The following is an 800-nucleotide window of genomic DNA, read 5'->3' as shown; positions in this document are numbered from 1 at the left end:
CTATATAAACAACAATCAAAGAAAATCGAATGAACGTTCCCGTTGAATTTCGATAAATTCTATGCTATGGTATAGAAAAATATTGTATTTCATTATTTTTTGTGGGACCAGTAGTTGCAGCTACTGGTTTCTTTGATTATTGGAGTTTTAGCAGTTCGATAATTCGAGTGCTAATTGTGATTCTATTATATCTTCGCTTCCAGATAATGTCAATGGAAAAAATTGAAAAATGTTACAAAACATTACAAAATATGAAAAAATACACCATAACACCTTGACTATTTTAGAAGAAAATGTTACATTGTATAATATAGAAGGGAAAGAAGAGATATGTTTACTAACATTAAGTTAAAATATTTTAAATCATTTAAAAATGTAGAGATTAATTTACAATCTAAGAAGGGTGAGTATAAGCCATTGGCAATAATATATGGGGAAAATGGAAGTGGAAAGACGACTATTTCCCAAGCATTTTTGGCATTAGAACGTACTATGCAAACTATGCAGGTCAAAGGTATGCTTAAAGATTTGCTAGATGAAAAGTTTACGCCTCCTGAAGATTTCCCTTTAAAACCAGATGTAATGCTTAGAATATTAAAATCAAAATTATCTGTTAATGGAATTGAAAGCATTATCGATGAGTATAAGATGATTAACTCTGATGAAAACATGTCTTTAGAGTATGAATTTAATATAGGTGGTGGGAGTGGTAGCTATTATGTTGAAATGGACTCTTTTAGCGTAGTGAAGGAGCGACTAGAATATAAATTGAATAAAAATAGAGGCTGCTATTTTAGTAT

Annotated in this window: 1 protein-coding gene; it reads left to right on the top strand. The window is 30.0% G+C overall.

Going from position 1 to position 800, the window contains the following annotated elements:
* Nucleotides 1-330: 330 nt before the first annotated feature.
* Nucleotides 331-800 (top strand): AAA family ATPase (locus tag JQM82_RS15910; RefSeq protein ID WP_235251394.1); only part of this gene is annotated, 470 nt, incomplete at its 3' end.

Source organism: Faecalicatena contorta (genome assembly GCF_021531995.1).
Classification (GTDB): Bacteria; Bacillota; Clostridia; order Lachnospirales; family Lachnospiraceae; genus Dorea_A; species Dorea_A contorta_A.
This window is presented reverse-complemented; position numbering and strand designations above follow the sequence as displayed.